We start from the raw sequence: 24,473 nt of genomic DNA, 5'->3' as shown, positions 1-24,473 counted from the left end.
AAAAGATTACATTTGCGTTTACTATATTTGAACACCTAAATTGAATTGATAAAAGCTGTTTTCGCATGCGCAGATTAACCTCCTTATCCTTGATCCTCGGCACCGGCGTACTAATGTCGATGTCGGCCTGTAAGAATGGTGGTCTTTTTGGAAAGAAAAAAGAATCATCTTCCGCCACCGGCTGGGCTTATAACGACCCAAAAATGGGTGGTTTTTCCGTTGCTAAAGCAAAGGACCAGTTCACCGGGCCTGGTTTAGTGTTTGTTCAGGGCGGTACATTCGCCATGGGTGCCACTGAACAGGACGTAATGGGTGACTGGAACAACATTCCCCGCCGTATCACGGTTTCTTCCTTCTATATCGACGAGAATGAAGTTTCCAACATCAACTATCGTGAGTACCTGTACTGGTTAAACCGCATGTACTACGAATCTTTCCCGGACGTTTACCGCAATGCTTTGCCGGATACCCTGGTATGGCGTAGCGAGTTGGCCTATAATGAGCCGCTGGTGGAGTACTATTTCCGCCACCCTGCTTATAATAACTACCCGGTTGTAGGTGTTAGCTGGAAACAAGCTACCGACTATGCCAAATGGCGCTCCAACCGTGTGAATGAAAAGCTGCTGATGGATGCAGGTCTCCTCTCCAAAGCTGATATCATGAACCAGGCTGATGATAATACATTCGACAGTAAAGCTTACATGGCTGGTCTGTACGAAGGGACTCCTGGTAAAATGTCCAAATCGGCGAAGAAGCAATTTGCCAATCCGGATGGTTCTCCACGTGGTGCTCAATTCGAAGATGGTATCATGTTGCCTAACTACCGGCTCCCAACAGAAGCTGAGTGGGAATATGCAGCACTTGGATATATCGGCCAGAACCCGAATCCTTCTAAGAAAGAAGGAAAACGTGGGGAAGAGCTGATCATGAACAAACAGATCTATTCCTGGGGTACTAACAACAGTGGTTTGAGGGATATCCGCCGCGGTAACTGGCAGGGTCAGTTCCTGGCGAACTTCAAACGCGGTTCCGGTGATAACATGGGTATGGCTGGGGGGCTGAACGATAAGGCTTCCATTCCTGCTCCGGTTCTTTCTTACTTCCCTAATACTTTCGGGATCTACAATATGTCCGGTAACGTGAGTGAGTGGGTGAATGACGTTTACAGGCCATTGACCACCATTGATGGTGATGACTTCAACTACTTCCGTGGTAACAAATTCCAGACTGTTTATCAAAATGGTGAAAAGGAGTTTGAGAAGGATAGCCTGGGTATGCTGAAGATGCGTGATGTGACCGATGAAGAAAGTGCCAGCCGTTTGAACTATCAGAAAGGGGATGTGATCAACTATCTTGATGGTGACTCTCTCTCTCTTGTTGAGTATGGTTATGGCGTTACTTCTCTCGTAAACGATAAATCCCGTGTGATCAAGGGTGGCAGCTGGAATGACAGGGCTTATTGGTTGTCTCCCGGTTCACGTCGTTTCATGCAGGAGGATATGGCGACTAATACCGTTGGTTTCCGTTGTGCTATGGACCGTGTGGGTTCACCTGAGGGTAATAAGTTTAAAACTGGTAATACTTTCAAGAAGCAGCGTCAAAAGAGATAATTCTCTCCATAAATACTTTTACTGGCCGTCTCATTGCGAGGCGGCCTTTTTTTATTCCTTTTTATTCCTTTTGCTCCCGCCGCTCCCAATAAGCGTAAAAAAAATTCGACCGAAAAAACTAGCCCAGCGGTTATAAGAGGCAGGAGGGAACAGTTTTCGGTCGAATTTTTTTTACGCTTATTTCCGCTGGTGGTTTTTTAGGTAGGGTGCTTGTCCTTTCTTTTATATTAATAATATAACCACATGCAACGTGGGGGCTGCGTGGTAGGCTAAGGCTGGCTATAATAAGATCTCACTCATTCATGTTTTCATGACGATGGTGCAGATGTTACCGGCGACGTCATGTACCTGTACGGTGAAGGTCTTTTCTTTCAGGGGTGATTCCCAGTGGGTGTTCTTTTGTATTGCTTTCGCAGTTCCTATGGTTACTTTTTCTACGCGGTGTTTACCTTTTGTTTTAACGATCACGGTTTGATCTTTTATGGTGACGGTTACTTCGGGTTTGTTGTAAGCGTCCTGGAAAGCGGCGTTGAAGGCTGTTTGGTGGGGTTTGGCAATGGATTGGTAGTAGGCTTTCTTTTCGGGGTCTTTGATGGCAGCTTTAGCGAAATCGTTGGCCCTTTTGAAGCGCTCCTGGTTCGCTACCTGGGTGGCGGTTTTGGGAGGGTACTTGCAGGGGGGCTTGCACATCACGGTTTTGCCGTTCCGCTGGCGGAAGACGATCTGTTTGCCGAAGGTGCCAGAGGCTCCTTTGGTGATGACGTTATGTTCAGATACTGCCATATTGCTAAGATAAGACAAACATGGTATATAACAATACCTATCTTAAGCCTATGTCAAGCGAATCTTAGATATGAGATATCTATAGGAAAGAGCCGGGTATTTTCCCTGTTGGAGATAACAAGGGTTTAACGGGGTAATGGCTATTAAAGTCATTAATTAGCAGTGGGTTAACTAAAAGCATGTATATGGAATATGAGATTAGTTCTCCGGTTGATTATGATGAAATAAGGGCTGCTATCACTAAGCTGATGACTAAAGAGGGCCTGACTCCGGAAGAGTTGGAGCAGTTATTCGCAATGGCTATTGCTGCAGAGAGATATGAAAATGATGTTTTGTGCCTTAAGCCGCTTAAGCGGTAGTTATGATTTAGTCATATCCCATTTGTTGATTTGTGCCTTAATGGGCGTAAAAAAGGCCGCATCAGGGGTGATACGGCCTTTTAATATTAAGAAGGGTCAGGATTATTTCTTTTTCCCTTTTTTAGCGGCGGCTTTCTTTGGAGCTGCTTTGGCTTTTGCTTTTGGAACGGCTTTTTTAGGAGCGGCTTTCTTGGCTGCTACCTTAGCTTTTGCTTTAGGGGCTGCTTTCTTTGCTACTGCTTTTTTAGGTGCGGCCTTTTTAGCTGCTGCCTTTTTTGGAGCGGCTTTCTTTGGTGCTACCTTAGCTTTTGCTTTTGGTGCTATCTTTTTCGCTACTGCTTTTTTAGGTGCGGCTTTCTTAGCTGCTGCCTTTTTAGGAGTTGCTTTCTTGGGTGCTACTTTAGCTTTTGCTTTTGGTGCTGCCTTTTTCGCTACTGCTTTTTTAGGAGCGGCTTTCTTTGGAGCTGTTTTAGCTTTTGCTTTAGGGACTGCTTTTTTAGCGGCTGGTTTAGCTTTTGCTTTTGGAGCAGTTTTAGCGGCGGCTTTTTTGGCTGCGGGTTTTGCAGCAGCTTTTTTAGCGGCTGGTTTAGCAGCGGCCTTTTTAGCAGCAGGTTTAGCGGCAGCTTTCTTAGCTGCGGGTTTGGCTTTTGCTTTAGGGGCAGCGGCTGGTGATTCTTCTACTTTAGCAGCAGGAGCAGCTGGTTTTGCTTTAGGTTTAGCCACACGTTTAGCTTTGGGCTTCGGAGCGGGAGCGGCGGCGGCAGTAGGTTCTGCTGCTTCCTCTTCTACTTTTGGAACCGGGTGTGGTTTTGGCGTAAAGGCGCGAACAGCTTTTTCTACGGGAGAGATCTGGTCTGCAGCTTCTGCGGGAGCGGTAGCTTCTTCAGCGGGTTCTGTTTTGAATTCAGCGCCATCGCCTTCCCAGAGTTCGATTATTTCTGCGGCATGGTCGCCATTGTTTGGTTTGTGGATGATGTGTGCGATCACTCCTTCTTCATCTATGAGGAAAGTGGTGCGGTGGGTGCCATCGAAGGTGCGGCCCATGAATTCTTTTTCGCCCCAAACGCCATAGTCGTTGAGGATGGCGTGGCTTTCGTCCACTAATAATGAGAAAGGCAGATCGTATTCGTCTGCGAATTTCTTGTGGCTTTTTTCGTCATCTTCGCTCACGCCCAGTACTACGTAGCCTTTGCTGAGTAGGCGGCTGTGGTGATCCCGCAGATTACAGGCCTGGGTAGTGCAGCCTGGGGTCATATCGTGCGGATAGAAGTACAGGATCACTTTCTTTCCTTTAAAATCAGCAAGCGATACGCTTTGACCGTGCTGATCAATGGCTGTGAATGAAGGTGCTATATCCCCTTCTTTAAGATGTGTCATTTTTTATTATCGTTTAAAGGTCAATGTGTAAGTCGATTCGTTGTTGGCGATATCCGTTACCGTCAGGGTCAAAGTATGATTTCCGGGCTGGCAATGTTCATCAAAGGTATACGATAAAACATTGCTGCGGCGGGAAAACATTATCCACTTGCCATCTAATTCTGCACGGTAAGATTTGATGCCGCTGGCATCGTTCATGGAGAACGCTATCCTGCCGGCTTTGGAAAGGTTCGCACCCTGTTTGATACCGCCGAGGGCTGCGATCCTTGGTGCTTCCGTATCTGTGGTAAGATAAAAATCTCCGAGATCGCGGAACGTTCCTTTATACCATCCGTCCTCAAAGGTAGTAGCTGAAACGCTTTCTCCCAAACCTTTACGCACGATTATCATTTTATTTTGCAGTGCTGCGGAAACCGGGCGGTTTGGTTTGATCCTTAGTCCAAAGCTATAATGAACAGGCACCAGTGCCGTGTGCAGGCGATAAGTGCTGGAATAGGCTGTGGCGTTGGGAATTTCGAGATACCGGAAACAGATTTCATCATATAAAGATCCCTCCTCAAGATAAAATTCTACCTGATTATTTTCAAATATATTCCTTGAATCTGCGTACATCTTATTGGCACAAACGGGTTCTGCAGTGGAGTTCCCTTCCTGCTGCAAAGTGATCTGCACATTGCTGGCGTTTCCGTAAGCGTCTGTTACGCGAATGGTTAAGGGATGGGGTTGTTTATCGGAGAGATTGATAATACCGTTGCCGGATACGTCCTGGTAGATATCGAGATCATTTCCGGGGAGCGCAAACAACAGCTGTACGTATGGGCCGCCGCCTTTTTTCATCTTATAATCAATATGGGCATTGAGGTAGCGGGTTTCGTCGTAACCGATATTATCGAGCTGAAAACCGCAGTCTACCTGGCCATTTTGGATGATCATGGCTTCGTAGATGCCGTTGGGATTGGCGGAATTGCTTTGCCTGTCCAGCGCGCTGAGGCCAAGGCCCACCTTATCTGTGGCTACTTTCACGAGGGGGCGGGTGGCAACATATCCTTCTTTTGTGTTCTTTACGGGAACAACTATGGGGGATTGTTCATACAGGCTTTTATTCCGATCATAGATAACGATCCTTTGGATCTCCGGGGCACGGGTATCCGGAATGCTGAAACCGAAAAGCATGGGATTGAGGGGTTTTTCGGTTTGGGTATCGCGGATCTCGAAGTGCAGGTGCGGACCGGCAGAACCTCCTGTATTTCCACTCCAGGCTACGAATTCGCCTTTTTTAACAGGGAAAAGGTTCGGGGGCAGCACAATGTCTGACGCCCAGCTTTCCTGCTCGTATTGCTTTCTTTTCACGTATTCTTCCACCAGCGGGTAGAACCTGTTGAGGTGTGCGTAGACGGTAGTGTAGCCATTGGGGTGAGTGATGTATAATACATTCCCGAAGCCAAGATGGGAAACGCCTACTCTGCTTACGTAGCCATCTGCGGCTGCGTGTACGGGGAGGTTTTCCCGTTGTTGTGTTTTGAGGTCTAATCCGGAGTGGAAGTGGTTGGGGCGGAGTTCCCCGAAATTGCCGGCCAGTTCTATTGGTATGTTCAGCGGATTCCTGAAATATCCTTTGGGATAATGCTTTTCCGCCAACCCTTGTGCCTGCAGGAGTTGGGGCAGCAAGAGCAAGAATGCGATCGTTCTTTTCATCCTACAAATGTAATAGTTATGTGTCTTCAGCGTTAAAAATACGGTGTCAATCAGTGAATTAACATATTTTTAAACTAAAGGTTCCGGGTTTTCCTTAATTTCCGATCTACAAAACAAACTGAATCAACGATGAGTTATCCGATACATGAGATCCAGGGCATTGGGCCTAATTATGCAAGTAAGCTGTTAGGTATTGGTATTAATACCGTAGCTAAATTATTAGAGGATGGGGCTACCCGTACGGGCAGGTTGAAATTGACGGAGACAACGGGGATTCCGGAGTCTTTGATCCTTACCTGGGTGAACCATGCTGATCTGATGCGGATCAATGGCATCGGGGATCAGTTTGCGGAGTTATTGGAGGCTGCGGGGGTTGATACGGTGAAAGAGTTGAGGAACCGGGTGCCGGAGAATTTGCATGCAAGGGTTACAGAGGTGAATGCGGTGAAGAATTTGAGTGGCAGGGTGCCTACTTTGAATGAGTTGACGCAGATGATTGAGCAGGCGAAGGATTTGGAGCCGGTTGTTACGTACTAGCGGAGACCTTGCCGCGCAGCAGAGGGCGGAGTTTTTGTTTTAGGGTAAGGGGTGACGGAAAGTTTTCCCTTTTGAGGATCATGTGGTTTTACAGGAATTTTGTAATAAGAAAATAAAAAGGCATTTTGCGGTCAGAAGAAGGGCGGTTTTGTCAGAGAAGAAGAACAAATGAATTAAAGAATCCCATGCCGCAGGAAAAGCTAGTAATGAAGTCTTGTATTTAAACGCATTAATTTTTAGGATCCTATACCGTAGAATGTTACGAGAAAAAGAGCCGACCAAAGAACCAAACGCTGAAGTGAGTGACACAACGGCGGCTGAGCATTGAACAAGAGCTGGTTACCAAATGCATTTATTTCCTTTAAAATAAAAATGACCACAGGCTAATAGGTCTCCTGTGGCCATTCTTCAAGTTTTTTAGACCTACAACTGTTGCTTAATTTCGTCGATCAATTCGACAAACTTACGATCTGTGCGGATCTCCGGCTTCCAGGCCAGACCCATCTCGCACAGGTCGTATTCTTTTTTTATGGTAGCCCCGGGTTTGCCGTCCCCGTTGCCCAGCACCCAAACAGTGTCCGCAACAGCCGTAGCGTTTTCGATATCATGGCTCACGATGATGAGGGTGTTTTGCTCACTCAGCGTTGAAACCTTTAACAGCAGTTTGATCACGCGATCCACCATCAGGATGTCCAGACCGGAGAAGGGCTCATCCAATAAAATGAACTTGTTGCCGGTAAGTACCTGCTGGATGATGCTTACACGCTGACGCTGGCCACCGCTGAGCTGTGCAGGATACTTTTTAAGATGCTCCGTGAGTTCAAAGGTGTTTGCGTAATCCGCTATAATGCGGCGCTTTTCATCTTCGGTGAGCTTCACTTCCCCGTTATCCAGGCCTATCCTGAGGTTCTGGTAAATGGTGCGGTGATTGAAAAGAATGTAATTCTGCGGTACGATACCTACCTCGCCTGCTTTCACGGGATGCTGGTCTTCGCCGATCCTTACCATGCCTTCCGTTGGTTTGATCAAGCCCGAAAGGGTTTTAAACAGCTGTGTTTTACCAATCCCGCTCCTTCCTATCAAAGCTACTACCTGGCCTTGTTCCACACCTTCGCGCTGAATGTCCCTGATGTTGAAATTGATATCGCGCAGGATCTTTTTCTCTCCGTATTGCAGGTGGATGTTCTCGGCGCTCAGCAATACTTTGTTCTTTGAGTATGTGTTCATCAGCGGGTTTCCAGTTTAGTGTAAGGAAATAACCAGTGCCGGAAAAGGCCCAGTATAAAGTCAAAAAAGATACCTAATGCAAAGATGATCACGAGTGTGGCGAACACGATATCCAGCTGCACATATTTATTTGCTTTGATGAGCATTACGCCCAAACCGCCTTCGCTCATGCTCAAACCTTCTACAGATGTGATCATCAGCCATGCGATGGCAAAGTTCTGGCGCATTACTTCAAATACCTGATCGAGGCGGCCCACAATGATCACTTCCCATAACTGCTGCCATTTGTTCATCCTTAAGGTGGTGCATAGTTCAAATTCCTGTTTGTTGATGTTCGCTATCACAGACAGCAAAGAGGTAACGAAAAAGGGAACGATACCAAAGATCAGCAGGCTCAGCTTTAACTGATGACCGTTGCTGGTAAGCAGTGTGAACAGGAAGATGAGACCGGTCAATGTCAGGTACCGGCACTTTACGATGAAACGTGCTACAGGCTGAAACACGGGCACGATAGACAGATAACTGATGAACAGTGCGATCACTATGGAGAAGAACATTCCCTTAATGGTGAGCGTAAGACTTGCAAAGAGGTTATCTATGAAATCCGGATAGGTAAAAATGGTGCCGATAGCTGTGAACACCTTTGCAGGCGTTGGTATCAGGCCACCCCCACTCAACTGCCAGATCAATACTGCCATGATCACTTCTGCGATCATGAGCAACATCATGGCACGTTTGTCCAGTATACGGAGCGGTTCAAAAAATGCTTTTATTTTATCCATGCCTTATTGTGATTACGAAGGCCGGCACTTTTGCAAGTGCTGACCTTCGATATGAAGATTAGTTACCCAATACGATCTGTACGCGGCGGTTTTGTGCGCGGCCTTCAGCAGTTCCGTTGTCCACCAATGGTTTGGATGCACCAAAACCTTTGGATTCCAGGCGGGCAGCAGCTAAACCTTTGCTTAAGAGGTACGTTTTTACAGATGCTGCACGTTCGTTGGAGAGCTTGAGGTTAGCGGCTTCGTTACCTACGTTATCTGTGTGACCATAGATACCAAGTTTCAGCCCTTCTGCTACCACGGCGCTTTTCAGGATCTCGTCCAGGATGGCGTAAGATTCAGATCTGATCACGGCACTGCCGGTTTCAAACTGTACCTGTACGGATTTGGAAGATACTTCCTTAGTGATCTCAGGAGCGTATTGCTCTTTGATGGCAGTACCAGTGAGCAGTTCCGGGTGATTGCTCACTACGGAAGCCAGGAAGGATTTATCTACCACCTTGTTGTATACAGGGTATGTTGGTACCAGTTCAGGATACATCTTTACGAGGATGTCACCGAAGGTGCCGTATACGATCTTGTAACGGTCCAGCTTATCATCGCCAAGGCCAAACATGTTGGCAGCGTCTGCTAAGTTGAAGGCCATAGAGCCCCCCAGTGCAAGGTTGATGCCCTGCGCGTCTTTTTCTTCCACACCGTTATAGTATTTCAGCCAGTATGCACCATTCTGTTCGTTGTATACTTTCGCAGAAATGTCTGCCGCAAATTGCTTGGCATCTGTGAAAGAACGTACCTGGTCTCCGGCTTGTGCGAGTGCCATGATCAGGTTCTCAATGTCCGTACGGTGGTCATTGGCGAACTTCTTAATGGTGATGGAGATGTTCGGCATCTGGGAAGCGTACTCTCTTGTAGTGGCGATATTGATCAACCCTCCTTTCTTTTGGGCAATGTTTACGTCGCCCGGCGTCCAGGTGGCAACACCGTCTACACCAACTGTGGTGTCTTTGGCAATCTTCCTGCCATTCACTACGAGCTTGCGGCCTTCTGTGTAACCGGCAATGTATTTATTGGCGGCATCGAGGAAATCGTTCGCAGCGATCAGGTTGATGGCGTTGCGATCATAAGTGGTTTCATCCGGGTTTACGCGCAGGCCATTATCCCCGGCCCATTTCACGAGGATGTTCATATCACCGTCCCTCATTACGCAGGATACTGTTTTACCCAATGCGTTCTTAGGATCTATCTTCCATTCTGCGGGGCCCATCAGTTTGTCTTCACCATAACTTTTACCCATGGTGTAGAAAGCGATGGGTTGGTATTCAGGCCCCAGGGGTTCCAGTTCTTTGGCCAGTGCGGCGAAGAACATGGGCATACCGTCTCCCATGAAGGAAGCGAACACGCCGGGGGTGTTAGGGTTTGATCTATAGTCCTGTGCAAACTTCACTACGTCTGCAATGGATTTATTACAATCGTCCTGGCGGACCACTTCGATCTGCAGGTTTGCTTTATCTACCAGGGAGCCTTTGGTGGTTTTCGGGCCACCGTTGGCATACATCAATGGGAACTGGGAGTTCCAGGCCATGATCTTCCAGCTGATCCTGGTTCCGCCATTTGCAGATTCTTCTGCTCCGGGGAGTGGCAGTTTTGCCGCGTTGCCGCTTAAAGAAGCTTCAGGAGCATCCGGTAAAGCAACTTTACCAATTTCGGCAGCAGCTTTTGCTTCCTGGGGGCGCTTGTCCCACCATAATACTTTACCTGCATAGATTGCTCCGAGGAGGAGAACGATACCCAGTACTTTACCGCCTGGTTTTACTTTAATTGCCATTTTTATTAATGTTTATAGGTTTAAGAATATATTTCGTTTATTCATAAACGTTAGTATACGGTGCATACGTATGGCTATCCATGCATTTATGCTGATGGTTATTAGCTCAAGAGATCGTTATAATTATCTTTTGGTACCTGGCCTGGTGTACGTGGTGTGGTGTCCGGCTCCCACTTCTTCACGTCCAGTTTGAATTCTGTGTCCGGATTGAAGGATTCCAGCATGGTGAGTCCTTGCAGTTCGTATGTTGCGTTATCGAGGTCGATAGAGCGCATGAAGTCTGTAGAGTAGCTGATGGCTTTTTTCATACTGCTCAACTTGGTGGCAATATCTTCTTTGAGGAACTCCATGGATTGTTCCACCATCAGTTTCTTTTCGGGATCGCCGTTGAATATTTTCAGCGCAGAGCTGAGGGCTTTGTTACCGGAGGAAACAGATTTGTAGAGATCTTTTTTCAGTTCCAGTTCATTACGTGCGTCTTCGATCATGTATCCGCTGTTCTTGTGTACTTTGGTGAGGTAGTCACCAATACGTGCAAGGTTATCGCGGATGGGTGTGAGCTGGGTGATATATTCTTTGATCCGGGCGATGTGGCGCGTAGCATTTCCCAGCTCAGGCAGCATGTTATTGCTCTGTGCGGCTTTTGCGCGGCTCATCAGTTGTGCCATATCTTTTTCCTTTTCGTCGATCTTCATGTCGATCTTCTCTTTCTGTGCATCCACTTCGATGGATTGCTTGTAGAGTTTTTCGCGTTGTTCTTCCATATCGCCGATATAATCTTCGGCGATGAGGAAGGGGTCCAGTTCGATCACCACTCCTACGAGTTTCTTCATGAGCCATTCATAGAGATAGAATAAGCTCAGGCGCAGTTTGCGGTGTGTTACTGCATAGAGGAATAAACCAAGGCATACCAATGCGATGCCGAAGTTGAGTGTGTTCCATACCACGTTTGTGAGGATGGGGATCACATAGTAACCGATGAGAACCAGTAAGCCGAGTCCGATAACGATACCGAATTTGCCACCAGGGCGGTTCCAGTAGGATTTCAGTTTCTGGCCTGATTCAGCAGGGAAGAATTGAGTGTCCATAATTAAAGGGTTGTTTGAATGGTTTGAATGTCTGACTGAATTTTAGTGATCATGGCCTGGCAGGCTACATCATAACCTTTCCGGCTGCTGGCGATCTTTTGTTCCTGTTCGGATACCTGGCCTTTCAGTTCTTTCATACTGTTTTGGGCGCTGGTAATTTCCAGCGTGAGCTGCTGGATCTGCTGCGAGTGTTCAGCGATCTTTTTTTCCAGGTCAGTAATTTGCTGTACCCTTCCCTGGATCTCCTGTTTCGCTTTATCATCAGCGGCTTTGTCGAATTCATCCCGGTCTTTTTCCACCATGCCTTTATACAGGGTAGCGGTTTCCAGCAGTTTATCCTTTGTGAGGCCCTGGATGCTAAGGGTGGCAAAAACCGCCCCTATACGTGCTTTTTCGTTTGGCACGTGTGCTTCCAGCGTTTCCATCATTTTCCAGAACTCGAAATAATCGGGTCCGGGCAGATTGCTGCTTTCAAATAACCGGGAGAAGTGTAACTCAAATTTGTCGAGTTCTTCGGCCGTGATATTCGCGGTGACGGTTTTAGGGCCGCTCAGCGGGAATTTTTGGGCAAGGGAATCCCCTCCGGGCTTGCCAGTTTGTGAAGCATCGGGATCAAATTCAACGAAAATGCCCAACGCTTTCCTAAGAAAGTTTGTCATTGCTTGTGTGTGTAAAGGGTAAATTGATTGTTGGAAAAAAGAAGCACACTAAGAACTCGTGCAGTTGTATTATGAACAACCAGAGTAAAAAGAGAAGATTATGTGTGTACTACATTGCAGTAATTATTGAAGACGTAAAATTACACATTTTTCCACATATGGCAAATTTTAGGGCTGCGTAGGGCTCGCATTAAAATTGAAATCCGTTAACTGCAGGGGCTTTTGATCACATGTCCATTATTCCGCGAGCCTGCGTGTTCGAAAATTTGCATTCCGGGGGCACTGGAATTAACGGTTAACTATTTTTTTTCACTTACTTTAGCCAACGCAAAAACTATCCATGTCCATCCTTGTAACAGAACTTAGTAAGCTGTATGGCCAGCAAAAAGCAGTGGACGGCATCTCTTTTGAGTTGCAGAAAGGGGAGATTGTGGGCTTTTTAGGTCCTAATGGCGCCGGAAAATCCACTACCATGAAGATCATTACCGGTTACCTCCCTCCCAGTGAAGGACAGGTAAGCGTTTGCGGTTTTGATGTTGTGAAAGCGCCTATGGAAGTGAGGAAGCGCGTGGGTTACCTCCCGGAAGCCAATCCCCTTTACCCGGACATGTATATCCGGGAGTTCCTGGAGTTCATGGCGGGCATGCACAAGCTGGGAAAAACCGCTGGTGCCCGCATCACAGAAATGATAGGCCTGACGGGGCTTAGCCCGGAAAAGCATAAAAAGATAGGAGCCCTGTCTAAAGGTTACAAACAACGTGTGGGCCTGGCGCAGGCGCTTTTGCATGATCCGGAGATCCTGATCCTGGATGAACCCACTTCCGGGCTGGACCCCAACCAGTTAGCGGAGATCCGGAACCTGATCAGGAACCTCGGGGAGAATAAAACGGTGATGTTATCCACCCATATTATGCAGGAAGTGGAAGCAATGTGCAGCAGGGTGATCATTATTAATAAGGGCAGCATTATAGCAGACGGGCCGCTGAGTTCCCTGCAGCAGGGTTCGCAGGGTTATATTCAGGTTACTTTTGGGGAAGCTGTTGCGGTGGAAGAGCTGGAACAATTACCCGGCGTATCCCGTGCAGTGGCTGCTGAGGGTCATATCTGGCGATTATACACTACGGATGCAGAAACCGTCCGCAAAAACCTGCTTCAATTCTCTTTGATTAATAACCGGAACATCCTTTCTTTGCAGAGCAATTCGCAAAGCCTGGAAGATGTGTTTAAGGAGTTGACAAATTAGTGGTGCCGTGTAAATGGGGAGACGCCATTTGCCGTGAGTTGGTATTTTTTAAGAATAAAAACATAAAAATTTTACCCATGAGTATCATTTCAGAGATCCACGCCAGACAGATTTTAGATAGCCGTGGAAATCCAACGGTTGAGGTTGATGTAACTACAGAAGATGGCCATGTAGGAAGGGCCGCCGTTCCATCCGGAGCTTCTACCGGCAAACACGAAGCTGTTGAACTCCGCGATAATGATAAAGGCGTGTACTTAGGCAAAGGTGTGATCAAAGCTGTGACGAATGTTAATGAAGTGATCGCTGACGAACTGATTGGCTGGGATATCAGCGACCAGGCTGGTGTTGATAAGGTGCTGATTGATCTGGATGGTACTGAAAATAAAGCCAAACTGGGTGCCAACGCAACTTTGGCGGTTAGTATGGCAGTTGCGAAAGCAGCAGCAGAAGCATTTAGCTTACCCCTGTACCGTTACCTGGGTGGCGTAAACGCTACCACCTTACCTTTACCTTTAATGAACATCGTGAACGGCGGTGCGCATGCTGATAACAAGATCGACTTCCAGGAATTCATGATCGTGCCGGTTGGTGCGGACACTTTCTCTGAAGGTCTCCGTTGGGGCGTGGAAATTTTCCACCACCTGAAATCTGTACTGAAAAAGAAAGGTTACAGCACTAACGTTGGGGATGAAGGAGGTTTTGCACCTGAGATCCAAAGCAACGAAGAAGCGATCGAAACTGTACTGCAGGCTATCGAAGCAGCTGGTTACAAACCAGGTTCCCAGATCGGCATTGCCCTGGATGCTGCAAGCAGCGAGATGTACAACGATAAAGACAACACTTACAAGTTCTATAAGAGCACCCAGAAGATCATCAGCAGTGATGAACTGGTAGCTTACTGGACAGAGTGGTCCAAGAAATACCCCATCGTTTCCATAGAAGATGGTATGGCTGAAGATGATTGGAACGGCTGGAAAAAACTGACTGAATCTATCGGCGCTAATGTACAGCTGGTGGGTGACGACCTGTTCGTAACCAATGTAAAACGCCTGAAACAAGGTATTGATCAGAACATTGCGAACAGCATCCTGGTAAAAGTGAACCAGATCGGTACTATCACTGAAACCATCAATGCGGTTTCCATGGCACAAAAGGCTGGTTATACTTCCATTATGAGCCACCGTTCCGGAGAAACTGAGGACACAACGATTGCAGACCTTGCAGTAGCCCTGAACTGCGGTCAGATCAAAACCGGTTCTGCCAGCCGTACAGACCGTATGGCTAAGTACAACCAACTTTTGAGGATAGAAGAACTGCTGGATACCAGTGCTTATTATCCGAAAAATTCAATTAAATTTGGTAAGAAGTAATTTTTAGTATCACTACGTTAACAATTAGTGGTCAATACAAATCTTTCCGGGTGCTGGTCTTCCAGTACCCGGATACCAAATCAGCCTTTGTGAATATGGATATGTTGAAGCGTTTTAAAAAAGTACCTGCCATCCTGCGCAATAAGTTCATTGTAGGCGGGGTGCTTTTTGTGGTCTGGTTACTTTTTGTGGACCGGAACAACGTTTTCACCCAATTCACCTTAAGTTCTGAAGAGAGCAAACTGGAGGATCAAAAGGCGTTTTACAAGCAGGAAATAGACAGGGCACGCCAGGACCAGTTCGAATTATTGTCCAGCCCCGAAAAACTGGAGAAATTTGCCCGGGAGCAGTACCGGATGAAAAAAGAGGATGAGGATCTGTTCATTATCCCCGAGCCCAAGGCCAAAATCGACTAATTTATTGGTTCCCAAGCCCCATTATCCTCTTAAGGCTTTGTTAAAAACTTGCATTTTCTAAAAAAATGGGCTAAATTAACAATACTAACCCGTCATTATCCGTTATGTAACTGTTATATCTTATACAGCCTTCTGTATTGGTAGTATTCTATTTAAACTAACAATCTATCGCATGAGCAATTTTACACTCCCTTTTTCTACTCCTAACTATGTTGTAACCGACCCGGAAGGGCAAACTGCACCTATGCAAGTGAATCAAGAATTATTACGTGAAGAAAAGAAATTGCATCTTTTGACCTTACAGGCGCTGAATACTGTTAAGCTCGCCCCTCGTCAGTCTACCCTCATCGCAATTTTTGACCACGCACAAAAACGCGAGGTATAGTTTTTGTATTTTGCAGGCATGACGAAGAAAGAACGATTCCAGTTTGTAATCGACTATTTTGAGAAACATGCCCCGGACGCAGAAACCGAACTGCTGTATGATAATACCTACCAATTACTGGTAGCGGTTATCCTGTCTGCCCAATGCACAGATAAGCGGGTGAATATGACCACCCCTGCCATCTTTGAGCAGTATCCGGATATTCCTTCCCTGAGCAAAGCTACTTTTGATGATCTGTTCCCACTGATCAAAAGTATCAGCTATCCCAACAATAAAACAAAACACCTCATTGGCATGGCCAATATGGTGATGGACGAATTTAACGGTGAGATACCTGAAACGGTGCCCGAATTGGTTAAATTACCCGGCGTTGGCCGTAAAACGGCGAATGTGATCACCAGCGTTGTGCATCATCAACCCAATATGGCAGTGGATACGCACGTGTTTCGTGTATCCGCAAGGTTGGGATTGACCACTAATGCCAAAACTCCTTTACAAACAGAGCAGCAACTTCTCAAGTATATACCCCGGGAGAAGGTGCATATTGCGCATCACTGGCTGATCCTTCATGGGCGGTATGTTTGTTTGGCGAGGAGTCCGAAATGCGGGGAATGTGGGTTGCGGCCTATCTGTAAGTATTACAAACAGTTAGTTTCCTAGCGTTTTTTTATTATTTTGGAGAGAGCTAAAACCCTCCCACGTGAATAATAAAATAAGACTGCAACTATCCTTCATGATGTTCCTCCAATACTTTGTATGGTGTGCATGGTATGTAACCGTGGGCACATACATGGTTAAGAACCTCCAATCCAGCGGCAGCGAGGCCAGTTATGCCTATACTGCATTAGCTATTGCTACTATGATCTCTCCCTTTTTAGTAGGGATGGTGGCGGACCGGTATTTTTCCGCACAGAAGCTCATGGGTGTGCTGCATGTAGCAGGCGCATTGGCGTTATTCCTCCTGACGCTTACCACTAATATCTACCTCTTCATCAGCATCGTATTATTCTACTCGCTGTTATATATGCCCACCATTGCGCTCAGCAATAGTGTGGCCTTTCATCAGATGAGCGATCCCGGCAAACAATTCCCTGCAGTGAGGATGTTTGGTACTGTAGGATGGATTATTGCCGGTTTGCTAATTGGGTACATGGCACTCGAAACAACTACTTATACCTTTTATATTGCAGCAGGAGGGTCCCTTCTGTTAGGCCTCTTCAGTTTTACGCTACCCAATGTTCCCCCTAAAGGTAAAGAGGATGTTTCGGCTTCCCAGGTATTGGGAACTGAGGCTTTTGTGCTGTTCAAGAACAGGTCTTACCTCGTGTTCTTTATCTCCGCTATCCTGATCTGCATTCCTTTAAGCTTCTACTACGGTTTTACCAATCTCTACTTACATGAGGCAGGGATGGAAAATGCTGCCGGGAAAATGATCTATGGCCAGGCTTCCGAAGCTATCTTTATCCTTGCCATTCCTTTATTACTCCGCCGGCTTGGGGTGAAGAAAATGTTGCTGGTGGGCATGGCAGCCTGGGTACTGCGTTATATCCTTTTCGCTTATGGCAATAGCGGTCCGAACTTATGGATGTTATACACCGGCATCATCCTGCATGGTGTATGTTATGATTTCTTCTTTGTAACCGGTTATATGTATACGGATAACAGGGCAGGTGAAAAGATCAAAAGCGCCGCACAGGGATTATTCACTTTTGCTACTTATGGTCTTGGTATGGTGATAGGTACCTGGTTCTCAGGGATCGTAGCAGATTATTATGTAGCGAATGGTGTGCGCGAATGGCAGAGCATCTGGATGGTACCTGTATACATCGCAGCAGCTGTGATCATTTATTTCGCGTTAGCATTCCACGATAAAAAACCAGTCTAAAATATAAAAATTAATTATGGCGAAAATTGCAATGCTTGGGTCCGGATTCATCGGAAGATTCTATGCGGATTCTTTAATTGGACAAAGAAGCAGGGATACGATCGTGAGCATCTACTCCCGCCGCGAAGAAAGCGCTAAGAAATTTGCAGTGGATTATAACTGCAGCCACTGGACCACCAATATGGAAGAAGCGATCAATCATCCTGATGTGGATATGGTTTGTATCTCCCTGCCCAACAACCTCCATGAAGCTGCTGTAATGGCCTGCTGTAAAGCGAAGAAAGCAGTGATGTGTACCAAACCATTAGGGCGTAATGCGGAAGAAGCAAAACGTATGATGGAAGCGGTAGAAAAAGCAGGCATCTTCAACGGTTACCTGGAAGACCTGTGTTATACCCCCAAATTCCTGAAGGCTTTAAAGAGTGTACAGGAAGGGGCGCTGGGCAGAATACTCTGGGCTAAATCCCGTGAAACACATCCCGGCCCGCACAGCGAATGGTTCTGGGATAAGGAGCAGGCAGGCGGAGGTTGTATCCTCGACCTGGGTTGCCATTGCGTGGAAATAGCACGCAACTTTATCGGGAAAGATATTAAACCTGTTGAAGTGATGTGCTGGGCGGATACACAGGTGAAGCCCATTGATGCGGAAGATCATGCTATCGGCCTTGTGAAATATGAGAACGGCGCTATCGGTCAGTTTGAAGTGAGCTGGACCTTCCGCGGCGGGCTTGATCTCCGGGATGAAGTGATGGGTTCTGAGGGTACAATATGGCTGAATAGCTTTTTGCGTACGGGGTTTGATATGTTCACAACCGGCAAGGGAGCTGATTACGTTGCGGAGAAAGCAGAAAGTAATACCGGCTGGTTGTTCCCTGTGGGTGATGAACTGAATGAGCTGGGATATAACCATATGTTCGCAGATATGTTCAATGCTGTAGAAGCCGGGAAAGCACCGCGTGAAACATTCTATGATGGATATGTGGTGAATGCGGTGCTGGATGCTGCCTACAGGTCTGCAAAATCCAAATTATGGGAACCGGTGAAGCTGGATATATGGCGCGGGAAGGAAGGTTTAGCGAAAGAGAAAACACTAACGGATTATAATGAGCAATATTACCTGATCAAGGAAGAGATGACGCACTTTGGAACGGCGAAGCTGATACTGAAGGATAAGAAGACAGGGCAGATCATTGAGAAGGTGGTATAAGGATTTTCTTTGCCGGCGCGGAGTTTGCTCTGCGCTGGCTTTATTTTGCCTGCAGTAAACGGAAATACGCTTTGCCAAACTGATGATTTACTTCCACCTCCATTAACTTCCCTTTCTCATAGCGATAATAAATACGCCTGTCATCAGGCATCACTACTTCATACCGTTTATCCGCCAGTTGTTTGATCGGGAGGAACACGCCATGTGTTTCCGAATAAACTTCTTTAAGGTCCTTCGGTTCCGTGAAATATAATTCGCTTACGGAATAGGTGATATCCCTGTTGATAGTGCCGGGTTCTCCTTTACGGACCACATTATATCCTTTCTCTGTTCTTTCTGTGGAAGTTTCTTTGCTGTCTGCCCCTTTGCTTACGCGGGAGGCTTTGGCCCTTATTAATATATTATTGTGATATTCAGCAGAGATGTCTGTATCCATCCGCGAGAAGAGTTTCATTTGAACACGGCTTTTGATATGGATCTTGCGGGTGGGGCCGTTGGTTTCCTGTTTTACATCGAGGAGGCCGATAGTGTTGTTGGCATACCTTATCTCGTAAGTATGAGATTGTCCTGCTGCCTTGAGGGCTGCCAGGTAAGGAATTATCCCGCATATCAATACAAGAAAAATCCTTTTTAGCCTGTATTGCTTGTGGGTCTTGTACATGGCCTTGGATCAATATAATACGTATAGCAATATACGAAAATCTATTACGAAACGCGTCATCTCTATAACGCGCTTCGTAACTGATTCATTGTGAATGCTAGAGCATTTCGCGGATCCTTGTTACCAGCTCACCTTTTGTGATGGGAACGCCCATTATCTTATTATAACCCTGGGCAGGGATCAGGAATTGATCGCGGATGATCTTTATAAGCTGGCCATTATTGATCTCGGGGATCAATACATGATCATAGCTATGCAGTATTTCTTCGAGATTTTTGGGGAAAGGACGCATGTGGCGGAGGTGTGCATGTGCCACCTGGTGGCCTTCTGCCAGTAATTCCAACACGGCACTTTTGATAGTACCAAAAGTGGAACCCCATCCGAGTACCAGTACCTTTCCTTTTTCAGGGCCCACTTCTATTTTCTGTAACGGAATGTGATCTGCGATCTTATCTACCTTCTCCTGGCGGATCTTCACCATTAGCTGGTGATTTTCAGGATCATAACTTACGTTACCGGTGATATTCTGCTTTTCCAATCCACCGATCCGGTGTTCCAGGCCAGGGGTTCCGGGAACAGCCCATGGGCGCACAAGGTTTTCATCCCGCTGGTAAGGGAAGAACTGTTCTTCTCCTTCTTCCAGGCCCTTCTTGTATTTAACGGTAATGGGCTTGAGATCATCGCTCTTAGGGAATTTCCAGGGCTCTGCGCCGTTGGCAATATACCCGTCGCTGAGGAAGATCACAGGCGTCATATGATTTACTGCAATGCGGAAAGCTTCATAGATACCATCAAAACAATCGGACGGCGTGGATGCGGAAATGATGGGCATGGGGCATTCGCCATTACGACCGTAATAAGCCTGCAGCAGATCTGATTGTTCTGTTTTGGTAGGCAGACCGGTAGAAGGGCCTCCACGTTGAATATCAATGATCAGCAATGGAATTTCCAGCATTACGGCAAGGCCCATGGCCTCTCCTTTTAATGCCATACCGGGGCCGGAAGTAGTGGTCACTCCCATGTGGCCACCATAGGATGCACCAATAGCAGAAGCAATACCGGCAATTTCATCTTCCGCCTGGAAAGTACGGATCCCGAAATTTTTATACCGGCTCAGTTCATGCAGGATGTCTGAGGCAGGTGTAATAGGATAAGTACCCAGGAAAATAGGCAGGTCCGCCTTCTGGGAAGCAGCGATCAGTCCGTAAGACAAAGCAGTATTTCCTGTAATGCTCCTGTAGGTACCAGGTTCCATCCTGGCTTTTTCCACTTTATAACGGGTGGAGAAGGCTTCCACGGTATCGGCAAAGTTATATCCCGCCTGCAAAGAGCGGATGTTACTTTCCAGGATTTCGGGCTTTTTGCCAAACTTCTCTGTGAGGAAGTTGATGGTACTTTGCATGTCGCGATCATAGAGCCAGTAAAGGAATCCGAGTACGAACATGTTCTTGGCGCGGTCTTTTTCCTTCATACCCATGTTGATGTCCTTCAGTGCCTCGCGGGTCATTTTGGTAACATCCATGGTATGTAACTGGTAATTCACGAGAGAGCCGTCTTCCAATGGGTTCACTCCATCCGGGAAGTTAGCCAGGCGGAGGTTCTTGGAATCGAAACCATCTGTATTGGCGATAATGATACCACCTTTTTTGAGCCCTTTGAGATTGGCTTTCAATGCGGCGGCGTTCATGGCCACCAGTACATCGCAGGTATCTCCGGGCGTAAATATACGGTTAGAGGAAAAGTGAAGCTGGAAACCACTCACACCAGGCAGGGTGCCTTGCGGAGCACGTATTTCAGCCGGGAAATCCGGGAAAGTGCTAAGATCGTTCCCGATAAGGGCGGTATTGTTAGAGAACTGAGTACCAGTTAATTGCATCCCGTCTCCACTATCACCAGCAAACTTGATCACTACATCTTCAACCTGTTGAATCGCTTTATTGGACATTGACGTATTCTTTATATTAGATATATATGAGTCTATAAGACCGTAAATTTAGGGAATCGGCTGCTAACTTTCGAGTGCTATCCCTTCCGCAAAAGTACACAAACCCTGTAGACTTTTAATAAAATATCCTGAAAGCTTTGCCCCTTATAGCTTTGATGGGTCTCAAAGCCTTACTGCTGTTATGTTTGGCAAAATATTTGTGTTGAGTAATGCTCCGCAGGAAAAAGTCTTGTGGTCACTAAGCTTTACCAGACTGCATTTGAGCATAGTAACAGGAATGCACACACGAAATTACTTAAATGAGTAATGCCCGCAAACCCTCGATGTTAAAGGTTCTTTAAAGAAATGTTAAAGAAAAGAATTTGAGGGTTATGGCATGGTAATTGCAAAATTTCATACGAAACCGATTCACATACAATCATTCATCTAAAAAGAGGATACTATCGAGAACAACCTTTACTTGAACCATTTCTTTATTAATTAAACCTTTTAAAAATTGTATGCTATGAAAAGGACTAAATTAAGCCTGTTAGCACTTGCGGCCGTAACATTCGGCGCATTCGCCTTTACTTCATTTGAAGGCGGTTCTATTTCCGGTAAAGTTGTTCCAGCTGAAGGAGCTACTGAAGCATGGGCCATTTCCGGAACAGATACTTTGAAAACAGCTGTAGCACAGGGTGCATTCTCCTTTACGAGTGCAAAAGCCGGAACTTACACTGTAATTGTTGACGCAAAAGAACCATTTAAGGACGCAACTATTACAGATGTGAAAGTGGAAGATGGTAAAGCTACCGATCTCGGCGAAATCAAATTAGCACAATAATTGGTTTTCATAGGGGTTAATCAAGCCGGTCTTACTTAAAGTAAGGCCGGCTTATTTTTTTGCAGGTATTCTAGGGGTAGGGTTTCCATTGGCCGTTATATTAAGGAAGTCATCATTGTGACTTACCCCCTAAAATGAATACCAATATGAAACTGACAGGCAAACAGGAATACCTGATCACTTACAGCGGGCTCAGCGTGAGCCTTTTACTCTGCCTCCTGGCAATTTTTGGATTGATCCTTTCTGGCTGTGCCCGTGAAAATGTTCATGGCTCGGGCCGCGTGATCACAGAAGAAAGGCCGGTGGACAGGTTTGAGGACCTGACCATTGAGGGGCCGCTTGAAATACATGTAAAGCAAGGCAGTCCCTTACCCCTCCGCATTGAAGCAGAAGACAATGTAATGCGGGTGATTGAAACTTCCGTAAACGGCACCAACCTTCGTGTGAAGATCCGTAACGGCGTGAATCTGAAGAGTTTCAGACCCATTCATATATATGTACAAAGTGAAAAATACCGCAGGATCATTTTTTCCGGCTCCGGCTCCCTTACAGGAACTGACACCATCAGAACCCCGCTCTTCCTCTATGAAGTGAACGGCAGTAATGATGCGCGCCTGAAAGTGGATGCCAATGAAGTGAGGGTATTGGTGAACGGTTCCGGGAATATTGACCTGGAAGGCTTATCAAGGGATTACTATTCTGAGATCAATGGCAGTGGGGATGTAAGGGCTGAATTACTGAAAGCTAATAACGCCAATGTGGAAACCAATGGCTCAGGTGAGCAAAGGATCTGGGCCGTGGATAGATTGTGGGGCCGGATCAGTGGCAGTGGAAATGTAAGATACAAAGGATCACCAGCAGATTTTAACGTAAAGGTCTCAGGATCAGGAAAGGTTACCAAGTTATAGGAATACATTTTTACATGGAAGCTATCGGAATACTGTCACCCGTCGCATTAGGCATGAATGGCCACGCTGTAAATCAGAGTAATGGTTATTTTTGCACCATGCCCGAAAATGCCCGGTTACAAAATCTTTTGCAGGAAGACGAGCGCCAGTTCATGGAGGCGCTCTTCAAAACCTATTTCCCATTGGTCTGCAAAGCAATATACCGCCTGGTGCCGGATATGGCCACAGCGGAAGATCTGGCGCAGGAAGTATTTATTAAAATATGGAATCGCCGGGACCAGTTGAAGGATGTTTATTTTAAAGCGTACCTGCATCGTGCAGCGGTGAATATGGCACTTGATCACATAGATAAGAACAAACGGCGCGGTGGTACTCACCAGGAGATCAGTCCAACTCATGAAGAAGCACAAGTGCAGGCGCCGGTGATACATCTGAAAGAAACAAAACTGCGGATCCAGCAGGCTATCGATCTGTTACCTGAAAAGTGCAGGGAGATCTTTGTGCTGAGCCGCTATGAAGAAATGAGCTATAAAGAAATTGCCGAAACATTGCAGATCTCGGTCAAAACGGTGGAGAACCAAATGATGACGGCACTGAAAAAGCTGCGCGTTTCATTGAAGGAATACCTGGAATGAATTCACCATTTTTTATCAACCTCCAGCAGCAAACAACATTCGAAATTCGTAATTGAATATCAGCATGATCAACAACGATCACATAGACGCACTGATTGCCCGTGAAATAGCCGGCGACATCTCCACAAAGGAGCAGGCAACGTTACAGGCCTGGCTACAGGAAGATGTTGCCAACCGGGAATACTATACCGCCATGAAACAAACCTGGGACCTTACGGCCGATGCATTTGACGATGCGCCGGAACCAGATCTTGAAACAAACTGGCAAAGGTTCAGTCATCAAATGGATACACCTGCTCCTCTTAAAGTAGTGAGATCATCCAAACAAAATAACTGGTGGAAACTGGCTGCCGCGGCCATTATTATCGTAGCTGCCGCCAGCCTTGTTTTCACCATGGTGAACCAGGGCGGCACTACTGTTATCACTGCCGATGCCGGTAAAAAAGAGGTGACGCTCCCGGATGGCAGTAAAGTATTCCTGAACCGCAACAGCCAGATCAGCTATAAGAAAGGATTTGCAGCCAATCACCGCCTTGTGCAGCTGGAAGGGGAAGCCTTCTTTGATGTAAAACCGGATGCCTCCAACCCTTTTATTGTTACGGCAGGCGCTTCGCAAACACAGGTGCTCGGAACCTCCTTCGTGATAAAAGCTTACGAAAACAAAACCATTCAGCTGAATGTGGTAACCGGTAAAGTTGCCTTCTCCGGTAAACAAGGCCCTAAGGAAGCATTGGTGCTCACAGCCGGCCATACCGCTATTTTGCAGTCCAACAAAGAACCTAAACAGATACAGAATTCCGATCCTAATTTTATGGCCTGGAAAGAGAACCGGCTGGTTTTCGATAATGTACCCCTGTTTCAAACACTCAGTACACTGGAAGAATATTTCGATGTGAAGTTCATCGTAACAGATTCCAGCCTGCTGAACATCAAATACTCTTTGACCGGAAATGATAATCCTTCCCTGCCCCGTGTGTTGGAAGTACTGTCTGAAACAATGCACATCACTATCAAAGAAGAATCGAAAGGCGTGTATAAGGTCAGCCGATAAAA

Annotated in this window: 24 protein-coding genes; 14 read left to right on the top strand and 10 right to left on the bottom strand. The window is 46.5% G+C overall.

All coding sequences use genetic code 11. From position 1 onward, the window contains the following. The first annotated feature begins 65 nt into the window (after nucleotides 1-65). Complete coding sequence (locus BUR42_RS24365) at nucleotides 66-1,610, top strand: SUMF1/EgtB/PvdO family nonheme iron enzyme (protein ID WP_074242171.1); 1,545 nt, start codon at nucleotides 66-68, stop codon at nucleotides 1,608-1,610. 300 nt (nucleotides 1,611-1,910) lie between these two features. On the opposite strand, the gene BUR42_RS24360 is transcribed toward BUR42_RS24365, so the two are convergent. Further along, nucleotides 1,911-2,393, bottom strand: coding sequence for a hypothetical protein (locus BUR42_RS24360; RefSeq protein ID WP_074242170.1), 483 nt, complete (start codon nucleotides 2,391-2,393; stop codon nucleotides 1,911-1,913). Nucleotides 2,394-2,578: 185 nt separating this feature from the next. Here BUR42_RS24360 and BUR42_RS29825 point away from each other — a divergent pair, with 185 nt between their 5' ends. After that, nucleotides 2,579-2,752, top strand: a complete 174-nt coding sequence (locus BUR42_RS29825) for a hypothetical protein (protein ID WP_159442341.1) — start codon at nucleotides 2,579-2,581, stop codon at nucleotides 2,750-2,752. A gap of 102 nt (nucleotides 2,753-2,854) precedes the next feature. Here BUR42_RS29825 and bcp read toward each other — a convergent pair whose 3' ends face one another. Then, on the bottom strand, nucleotides 2,855-4,129 hold the full coding sequence (gene bcp, locus BUR42_RS24350; RefSeq protein WP_074242168.1) for a thioredoxin-dependent thiol peroxidase: 1,275 nt from the start codon (nucleotides 4,127-4,129) through the stop codon (nucleotides 2,855-2,857). Nucleotides 4,130-4,135: 6 nt separating this feature from the next. Continuing rightward, nucleotides 4,136-5,824 carry a peptidoglycan DD-metalloendopeptidase family protein gene (locus tag BUR42_RS24345; protein WP_074242167.1) on the bottom strand — a complete coding sequence of 563 codons (1,689 nt, stop codon included), beginning with the start codon at nucleotides 5,822-5,824 and terminating at the stop codon, nucleotides 4,136-4,138. A 129-nt stretch (nucleotides 5,825-5,953) separates the two neighbouring features. Between BUR42_RS24345 and BUR42_RS24340 the strand changes: the two genes are divergently transcribed. After that, complete coding sequence (locus BUR42_RS24340; RefSeq protein WP_074242166.1) at nucleotides 5,954-6,361, top strand: DUF4332 domain-containing protein; 408 nt, start codon at nucleotides 5,954-5,956, stop codon at nucleotides 6,359-6,361. 423 nt (nucleotides 6,362-6,784) lie between these two features. Here BUR42_RS24340 and BUR42_RS24335 read toward each other — a convergent pair whose 3' ends face one another. From BUR42_RS24335 to BUR42_RS24315, 5 genes are all read right to left on the bottom strand, one after another. Next, nucleotides 6,785-7,588 carry an ABC transporter ATP-binding protein gene (locus BUR42_RS24335; protein WP_074242165.1) on the bottom strand — a complete coding sequence of 268 codons (804 nt, stop codon included), beginning with the start codon at nucleotides 7,586-7,588 and terminating at the stop codon, nucleotides 6,785-6,787. After that, complete coding sequence (locus BUR42_RS24330; RefSeq protein WP_074242164.1) at nucleotides 7,588-8,370, bottom strand: ABC transporter permease; 783 nt, start codon at nucleotides 8,368-8,370, stop codon at nucleotides 7,588-7,590. The genes BUR42_RS24335 and BUR42_RS24330 overlap by 1 nt, the downstream gene beginning before the upstream one ends. A gap of 58 nt (nucleotides 8,371-8,428) precedes the next feature. Beyond that, entirely contained in the window at nucleotides 8,429-10,195 is a 1,767-nt protein-coding gene (locus BUR42_RS24325; protein WP_074242163.1) for an OmpA family protein, read from the bottom strand. A gap of 101 nt (nucleotides 10,196-10,296) precedes the next feature. Then, the gene (locus tag BUR42_RS24320) at nucleotides 10,297-11,283 is read right to left on the bottom strand and encodes a hypothetical protein (protein WP_074242162.1); all 987 of its coding nucleotides are present in this window, start codon (nucleotides 11,281-11,283) and stop codon (nucleotides 10,297-10,299) included. A gap of 2 nt (nucleotides 11,284-11,285) precedes the next feature. After that, on the bottom strand, nucleotides 11,286-11,942 hold the full coding sequence (locus tag BUR42_RS24315; protein ID WP_074242161.1) for a kinetochore Spc7 family protein: 657 nt from the start codon (nucleotides 11,940-11,942) through the stop codon (nucleotides 11,286-11,288). A 340-nt stretch (nucleotides 11,943-12,282) separates the two neighbouring features. On the opposite strand from BUR42_RS24315, the gene gldA reads away from it, so the two are divergent. The 7 genes from gldA (at nucleotide 12,283) to BUR42_RS24280 (ending at nucleotide 18,448) form a co-directional block, all read left to right on the top strand. Further along, nucleotides 12,283-13,185: a gliding motility-associated ABC transporter ATP-binding subunit GldA gene (gene gldA / locus BUR42_RS24310; RefSeq protein ID WP_074242160.1), complete on the top strand. Its 903-nt coding sequence runs from the start codon at nucleotides 12,283-12,285 to the stop codon at nucleotides 13,183-13,185. A 77-nt stretch (nucleotides 13,186-13,262) separates the two neighbouring features. Continuing rightward, nucleotides 13,263-14,555, top strand: coding sequence for a phosphopyruvate hydratase (gene eno / locus BUR42_RS24305; protein WP_074243191.1), 1,293 nt, complete (start codon nucleotides 13,263-13,265; stop codon nucleotides 14,553-14,555). A gap of 50 nt (nucleotides 14,556-14,605) precedes the next feature. After that, nucleotides 14,606-14,971: an FtsB family cell division protein gene (locus BUR42_RS24300; RefSeq protein ID WP_234979791.1), complete on the top strand. Its 366-nt coding sequence runs from the start codon at nucleotides 14,606-14,608 to the stop codon at nucleotides 14,969-14,971. A 172-nt stretch (nucleotides 14,972-15,143) separates the two neighbouring features. Next, on the top strand, nucleotides 15,144-15,356 hold the full coding sequence (locus tag BUR42_RS24295) for a hypothetical protein (protein WP_074242159.1): 213 nt from the start codon (nucleotides 15,144-15,146) through the stop codon (nucleotides 15,354-15,356). Between the two features lie 18 nt (nucleotides 15,357-15,374). Then, a complete protein-coding gene (gene nth / locus BUR42_RS24290) occupies nucleotides 15,375-16,016 on the top strand; it encodes an endonuclease III (RefSeq protein ID WP_074242158.1) in 642 nt (213 codons plus the stop codon). 40 nt (nucleotides 16,017-16,056) lie between these two features. Then, entirely contained in the window at nucleotides 16,057-17,241 is a 1,185-nt protein-coding gene (locus tag BUR42_RS24285) for a nucleoside permease (protein ID WP_074242157.1), read from the top strand. Nucleotides 17,242-17,257: 16 nt separating this feature from the next. Further along, a complete protein-coding gene (locus BUR42_RS24280) occupies nucleotides 17,258-18,448 on the top strand; it encodes a Gfo/Idh/MocA family protein (protein ID WP_074242156.1) in 1,191 nt (396 codons plus the stop codon). A gap of 40 nt (nucleotides 18,449-18,488) precedes the next feature. Here BUR42_RS24280 and BUR42_RS24275 read toward each other — a convergent pair whose 3' ends face one another. After that, nucleotides 18,489-19,109: a DUF6134 family protein gene (locus BUR42_RS24275; protein ID WP_074242155.1), complete on the bottom strand. Its 621-nt coding sequence runs from the start codon at nucleotides 19,107-19,109 to the stop codon at nucleotides 18,489-18,491. A gap of 97 nt (nucleotides 19,110-19,206) precedes the next feature. Further along, complete coding sequence (locus BUR42_RS24270; protein WP_074242154.1) at nucleotides 19,207-21,054, bottom strand: 2-oxoacid:acceptor oxidoreductase subunit alpha; 1,848 nt, start codon at nucleotides 21,052-21,054, stop codon at nucleotides 19,207-19,209. Between the two features lie 505 nt (nucleotides 21,055-21,559). On the opposite strand from BUR42_RS24270, the gene BUR42_RS24265 reads away from it, so the two are divergent. The 4 genes from BUR42_RS24265 to BUR42_RS24250 all read left to right on the top strand — a co-directional run bounded on the left by BUR42_RS24265 (nucleotide 21,560) and on the right by BUR42_RS24250 (nucleotide 24,471). Next, nucleotides 21,560-21,877 carry a carboxypeptidase-like regulatory domain-containing protein gene (locus BUR42_RS24265; protein ID WP_074242153.1) on the top strand — a complete coding sequence of 106 codons (318 nt, stop codon included), beginning with the start codon at nucleotides 21,560-21,562 and terminating at the stop codon, nucleotides 21,875-21,877. A 146-nt stretch (nucleotides 21,878-22,023) separates the two neighbouring features. Then, a complete protein-coding gene (locus BUR42_RS24260; RefSeq protein ID WP_159442339.1) occupies nucleotides 22,024-22,785 on the top strand; it encodes a head GIN domain-containing protein in 762 nt (253 codons plus the stop codon). A gap of 14 nt (nucleotides 22,786-22,799) precedes the next feature. Then, entirely contained in the window at nucleotides 22,800-23,420 is a 621-nt protein-coding gene (locus BUR42_RS24255) for an RNA polymerase sigma factor (RefSeq protein ID WP_084185797.1), read from the top strand. 64 nt (nucleotides 23,421-23,484) lie between these two features. Continuing rightward, the gene (locus BUR42_RS24250) at nucleotides 23,485-24,471 is read left to right on the top strand and encodes a FecR family protein (RefSeq protein ID WP_074242150.1); all 987 of its coding nucleotides are present in this window, start codon (nucleotides 23,485-23,487) and stop codon (nucleotides 24,469-24,471) included. Nucleotides 24,472-24,473: the final 2 nt, after the last annotated feature.

Origin of the sequence: Chitinophaga niabensis, from assembly GCF_900129465.1 — a bacterium.
In the GTDB taxonomy this organism is placed as follows: domain Bacteria; phylum Bacteroidota; class Bacteroidia; order Chitinophagales; family Chitinophagaceae; genus Chitinophaga; species Chitinophaga niabensis.
This window is presented reverse-complemented; position numbering and strand designations above follow the sequence as displayed.

Bases quoted from the DNA above. Each gene is read 5' to 3' on its own strand.
- bcp (WP_074242168.1), bottom strand. From the start codon at position 4,129: ATGACACATCTTAAAGAAGGGGATATAGCACCTTCATTCACAGCCATT.
- BUR42_RS24270 (WP_074242154.1), bottom strand. From the start codon at position 21,054: ATGTCCAATAAAGCGATTCAACAGGTTGAAGATGTAGTGATCAAGTTT.
- BUR42_RS24255 (WP_084185797.1), top strand. From the start codon at position 22,800: ATGGAAGCTATCGGAATACTGTCACCCGTCGCATTAGGCATGAATGGC.
- BUR42_RS29825 (WP_159442341.1), top strand. From the start codon at position 2,579: ATGGAATATGAGATTAGTTCTCCGGTTGATTATGATGAAATAAGGGCT.
- BUR42_RS24260 (WP_159442339.1), top strand. From the start codon at position 22,024: ATGAAACTGACAGGCAAACAGGAATACCTGATCACTTACAGCGGGCTC.
- gldA (WP_074242160.1), top strand. From the start codon at position 12,283: ATGTCCATCCTTGTAACAGAACTTAGTAAGCTGTATGGCCAGCAAAAA.
- BUR42_RS24345 (WP_074242167.1), bottom strand. From the start codon at position 5,824: ATGAAAAGAACGATCGCATTCTTGCTCTTGCTGCCCCAACTCCTGCAG.
- BUR42_RS24280 (WP_074242156.1), top strand. From the start codon at position 17,258: ATGGCGAAAATTGCAATGCTTGGGTCCGGATTCATCGGAAGATTCTAT.
- BUR42_RS24315 (WP_074242161.1), bottom strand. From the start codon at position 11,942: ATGACAAACTTTCTTAGGAAAGCGTTGGGCATTTTCGTTGAATTTGAT.
- BUR42_RS24295 (WP_074242159.1), top strand. From the start codon at position 15,144: ATGAGCAATTTTACACTCCCTTTTTCTACTCCTAACTATGTTGTAACC.
- BUR42_RS24330 (WP_074242164.1), bottom strand. From the start codon at position 8,370: ATGGATAAAATAAAAGCATTTTTTGAACCGCTCCGTATACTGGACAAA.
- BUR42_RS24320 (WP_074242162.1), bottom strand. From the start codon at position 11,283: ATGGACACTCAATTCTTCCCTGCTGAATCAGGCCAGAAACTGAAATCC.
- BUR42_RS24340 (WP_074242166.1), top strand. From the start codon at position 5,954: ATGAGTTATCCGATACATGAGATCCAGGGCATTGGGCCTAATTATGCA.
- BUR42_RS24360 (WP_074242170.1), bottom strand. From the start codon at position 2,393: ATGGCAGTATCTGAACATAACGTCATCACCAAAGGAGCCTCTGGCACC.
- BUR42_RS24365 (WP_074242171.1), top strand. From the start codon at position 66: ATGCGCAGATTAACCTCCTTATCCTTGATCCTCGGCACCGGCGTACTA.
- eno (WP_074243191.1), top strand. From the start codon at position 13,263: ATGAGTATCATTTCAGAGATCCACGCCAGACAGATTTTAGATAGCCGT.
- BUR42_RS24250 (WP_074242150.1), top strand. From the start codon at position 23,485: ATGATCAACAACGATCACATAGACGCACTGATTGCCCGTGAAATAGCC.
- BUR42_RS24265 (WP_074242153.1), top strand. From the start codon at position 21,560: ATGAAAAGGACTAAATTAAGCCTGTTAGCACTTGCGGCCGTAACATTC.
- BUR42_RS24335 (WP_074242165.1), bottom strand. From the start codon at position 7,588: ATGAACACATACTCAAAGAACAAAGTATTGCTGAGCGCCGAGAACATC.
- BUR42_RS24325 (WP_074242163.1), bottom strand. From the start codon at position 10,195: ATGGCAATTAAAGTAAAACCAGGCGGTAAAGTACTGGGTATCGTTCTC.
- nth (WP_074242158.1), top strand. From the start codon at position 15,375: ATGACGAAGAAAGAACGATTCCAGTTTGTAATCGACTATTTTGAGAAA.
- BUR42_RS24275 (WP_074242155.1), bottom strand. From the start codon at position 19,109: ATGTACAAGACCCACAAGCAATACAGGCTAAAAAGGATTTTTCTTGTA.